Here is a 3,381-nt window from a genome sequence, read left to right on the forward strand (position 1 = left end):
ATCAGTAGAGCAATTCAGGGAGGCACTTATTATGCAAGAGTCTATCCTGCCTTCTCTTCTGGCAATACCAACTACGATTTAACTATCTCTGTGGAGTAGGTTGGGTTGAGGCAACGAAACCCAACACCACCATCTTTAACTGATGTTGGGTTTCATTGTGTTTTATTCAACCCATGTTAAAAACAATGACTTTAAGGACAAAAATTTGTCCCATACCAGATGGTACAATTTGAGCCATGTCTCCTCCTGAAAAAAAACCAAACTACATAACATATCTTCTGGATGCCTATAAATCCAAAGATTGGGGAATTTTATTATTCAACTTTTTGATTGCCAGCTTAAGCCTTTATGGTGTGTTCTCCATAATAATGGCTCTAAGTGTAAATTTTCCCAAAGAAACTGCATCACTGTCATCTCAAACAGAGTTAGAAGGATCGCCTCCTACCCCTGAAACTCAAGAATCAGAAGCAGCGACAGAAAAACCTTCTGTCAATCCATTCTCTGAAGTTCGCTTTCCTATGGCAAGCTGTGGCAATCCCCTCCCCAAATCTGACAAAGATTATCCGATTAACTTTTATCCTGTTTTTATAGACCATAGCGAAGCAAATCTGGAGAAAATTAAATCTGAATTTTGTCGGGACTCTTTCCCCAAACGCAGGGAGAGTGATCAATTATTCATTCAAGTCTCTTCATTTACAGATCGTGCCAAAGCTCAAGACTTTGCTGACTTTCTGGCTGAAACCTTCGGTTCTGCTGAAGTCGGCCAAGCCACAGTTGTTGCCACCAATCCCAATTCCACTTCAGCTAAAAACTCTCCCAGTCCATCACCCACACCACAACCTCGTCAAGCGAGACGTTCTCCCCCTTCCAGAGAGGGATTTTCCGAAGTAACCCTAAATTGTAATAGTAAAAACCGCGATACAAGGGTTTTTAAAAAGTTAGAAATTGGTTGCCATAAAAAGGATCAATACAGGGATATTGAACTACAATTTGACAATTACGGTCGAGACTGGTATGAAATCATAACTGATAAAGGAAAAGTCTCGAATGATAATTTAGGGACATCTTCGGTTCGTGGCAAAGCGTACATCTTGATTGCGTCTGGAGGGTCGGTTTCTGAAGATTTATCTGAACGACAAGCTATTCAAGTTGAATTAAGAGCTAGACAAATAACCAACAATCAGGTTTTAAGAACTATAACCATTCGGTGTAGTGATTCCCCTTTAAAAGTCTGGGGAATTCATCTGCGACCAAGATGTTCTGAGGCGGGAACAAATATTGAATTTACGGGTCGGCAAGTTCCTGCTAGTATCAATATGGATTTCGGAGGAGACGCACCAATTTTATTCAATCCAGAAACAACACTTTTTGGCAATAGTGGGTATGTCAGATCCTCTTCAGATAGAATGCGGCTAACTTTTTCTGCTTACTGATGCGGGCTCCAACTGACCTTGAGTGTTTGATTGACTATCAAAAAGTGATAGTGATTGTTGTTCAAGGTGTTTAAAATGCGTTCATTTATTTTATTGGGCATCCTCACAACATTAAGGTTCACGCTTCTAACGGCTGAAGCCAATCCTAATTGGGTAACGGTTCGCTGCACTTTCAACAGTGAAAAGAGACGCTTAGTTGATTCCTGTCAAGTTAACCAAATTGTCGATAATTCGGGTCGCTGGATACAGTCTCAACTGAGGTGGAGTGATGGTGTGGTGACAGAAATCGAAGTGCTGACCATCAATCGAGAACCAGGCGATCGCGTTTCTTCTCGATTTGGTTTAGCCAAAATTGATGGTGAACCTAGCCAATATAAAACTTTGAGCGATGGTGGAATCTGTTTTGTCATTGAAAGCAACCAAAACAGCATTTGCTATCGTTAGTAGCCAAAAACTCGAGTGTGTTATAGGGGTAAAACTCACGCCATTGCTAAATACCGCTATCCCCCGAAATGCAACATCATCACTATCTGATACCTATTAGATAAATTTGTTTTGGGTTTCGTTCCTCACTCCGTTTCCTCTAAGGTTTTGAGGTCTTCCTGAAACTCAGCAACATCATAATGAACGCAAATGCAGCGCTCAGAAATCAGTTGTTGAAACTGCATCCGATGCAGCCCCAATAACTCACTGGCTTTTCCCAAACTAATTTTATCTTGCTGAAACAACATCAGCACAATTTCCAACAATAGCTCATTTTCGGAAAGGCCACTCGCTTTTACTAGGTCATCGGCAATCACTAAACTCATGGGGAACTCTCCTTGGGTGAAATCTCCTGCTTAAATCTTAGCAGCCGGGGGAGCGATCGCCCTCCAATTGCGGATGCCATATCCCCTACACTCAGAAACCGGGCTTCTACCGGAATTTCTGCATTATCACAGAGATTTTTCCATAAACCCGGTTTCTCAGGTACAATTACCATCAATCAAAACCCTCGTAGATTAGTATGATAAAATTAATCAGTTGAAGCCTTGTTAGGAAAGTTAAAGCTATGCCCACTAAACAACCTCGCTACAGTAAAGAGGAATTCGCTCGTCTTGGGGATGAAATTTATGAATTTAATGTTCGCCCACAAGTAGAGGCAGGTAATGAGGGCAAGATTGTGGCGATTGATTTAGAAACTGGAGATTTTGAAGTCGATGCTAGTGAAATTGCCGCCTGCGATCGCCTTGAAGCCACTCACCCTGATGCTCAAATCTGGATTGTGCGAATCGGTTCGGGCTATGTCCGTCGCTTCGGCGGACAAAGCAAGAGAATTTGATGATTACTGGAATCGTTAATAGAGATTTTGAACCGATTATTCCCCTGTCAGTCTATGGCGCTGATGGCTAAATTTACACACAAAATGCGATTGTGGATACAGGTTTTAATGGTTGGCTGTCATTACCTCCGAATTTAATTGCTCAGTTGAATCTGAGATGGAAAAGGAGAGGAAGAGCCATTCTCGGGGATGGGAGTGAATGTGTCTTCAACATCTATGAAGCCCTGTTAGTTTGGGATGGAGAGCTTCTCACCATTCCAGTCGATGAAGCTGATTCGGAACCCCTTGTAGGGATGTCCCTGATGAATGGCTATCAGTTAGTGGTGCAAGTTTTTCCGGGCGGTCTGGTTGAAATCAGCAAATTAACCCCAGTCTAATACCCATTTAAAATAAACTCAGGGGAGATTAGTCTATGTGGAAAGAATCTTAGCCGCCGGGGGAGCGACCATCGCAAAGCGTTGCGCCGGATCGCCTGAAACTCAGAAACCGGGTTTCTATCAGAGTTTCTGCATCCTCACCCAGATTGAACTAGAAACCCGGTTTCTTATCAGCAATCCATCACTCTCGATGGTGCGTGATTCTCAGCCGAGAGATGCGGGTTTTTACCATTATTGATAAGAGGGTCAC

5 protein-coding genes are annotated in these 3,381 nt (G+C 42.6%); 4 read left to right on the forward strand and 1 reads right to left on the reverse strand.

Features of this window, described 5'->3' with window-relative positions:
• Nucleotides 1-236 precede the first annotated feature (236 nt).
• Entirely contained in the window at nt 237-1,433 is a 1,197-nt protein-coding gene (locus LKE08_RS02390) for a hypothetical protein (RefSeq protein ID WP_324702591.1), read from the forward strand.
• A gap of 75 nt (nt 1,434-1,508) precedes the next feature.
• Nucleotides 1,509-1,877, forward strand: coding sequence for a hypothetical protein (locus tag LKE08_RS02395; RefSeq protein WP_324702592.1), 369 nt, complete (start codon nt 1,509-1,511; stop codon nt 1,875-1,877).
• A 125-nt stretch (nt 1,878-2,002) separates the two neighbouring features.
• Here LKE08_RS02395 and LKE08_RS02400 read toward each other — a convergent pair whose 3' ends face one another.
• Nucleotides 2,003-2,242 (reverse strand): UPF0175 family protein, encoded by a 240-nt coding sequence (locus LKE08_RS02400; RefSeq protein ID WP_324702593.1) that lies wholly within the window; start codon nt 2,240-2,242, stop codon nt 2,003-2,005.
• A gap of 242 nt (nt 2,243-2,484) precedes the next feature.
• Here LKE08_RS02400 and LKE08_RS02405 point away from each other — a divergent pair, with 242 nt between their 5' ends.
• Nucleotides 2,485-2,754, forward strand: a complete 270-nt coding sequence (locus LKE08_RS02405; RefSeq protein ID WP_324702594.1) for a hypothetical protein — start codon at nt 2,485-2,487, stop codon at nt 2,752-2,754.
• A 92-nt stretch (nt 2,755-2,846) separates the two neighbouring features.
• Nucleotides 2,847-3,131: a clan AA aspartic protease gene (locus tag LKE08_RS02410; RefSeq protein ID WP_324702595.1), complete on the forward strand. Its 285-nt coding sequence runs from the start codon at nt 2,847-2,849 to the stop codon at nt 3,129-3,131.
• The last annotated feature ends 250 nt before the right edge of the window (nt 3,132-3,381 follow it).

Source organism: Lyngbya sp. CCY1209, assembly GCF_035615495.1.
In the GTDB taxonomy this organism is placed as follows: Bacteria; Cyanobacteriota; Cyanobacteriia; order Cyanobacteriales; family Microcoleaceae; genus Limnospira.

Bases quoted from the DNA above. Each gene is read 5' to 3' on its own strand.
- LKE08_RS02390 (WP_324702591.1), top strand. From the start codon at position 237: ATGTCTCCTCCTGAAAAAAAACCAAACTACATAACATATCTTCTGGAT.
- LKE08_RS02395 (WP_324702592.1), top strand. From the start codon at position 1,509: ATGCGTTCATTTATTTTATTGGGCATCCTCACAACATTAAGGTTCACG.
- LKE08_RS02400 (WP_324702593.1), bottom strand. From the start codon at position 2,242: ATGAGTTTAGTGATTGCCGATGACCTAGTAAAAGCGAGTGGCCTTTCC.
- LKE08_RS02405 (WP_324702594.1), top strand. From the start codon at position 2,485: ATGCCCACTAAACAACCTCGCTACAGTAAAGAGGAATTCGCTCGTCTT.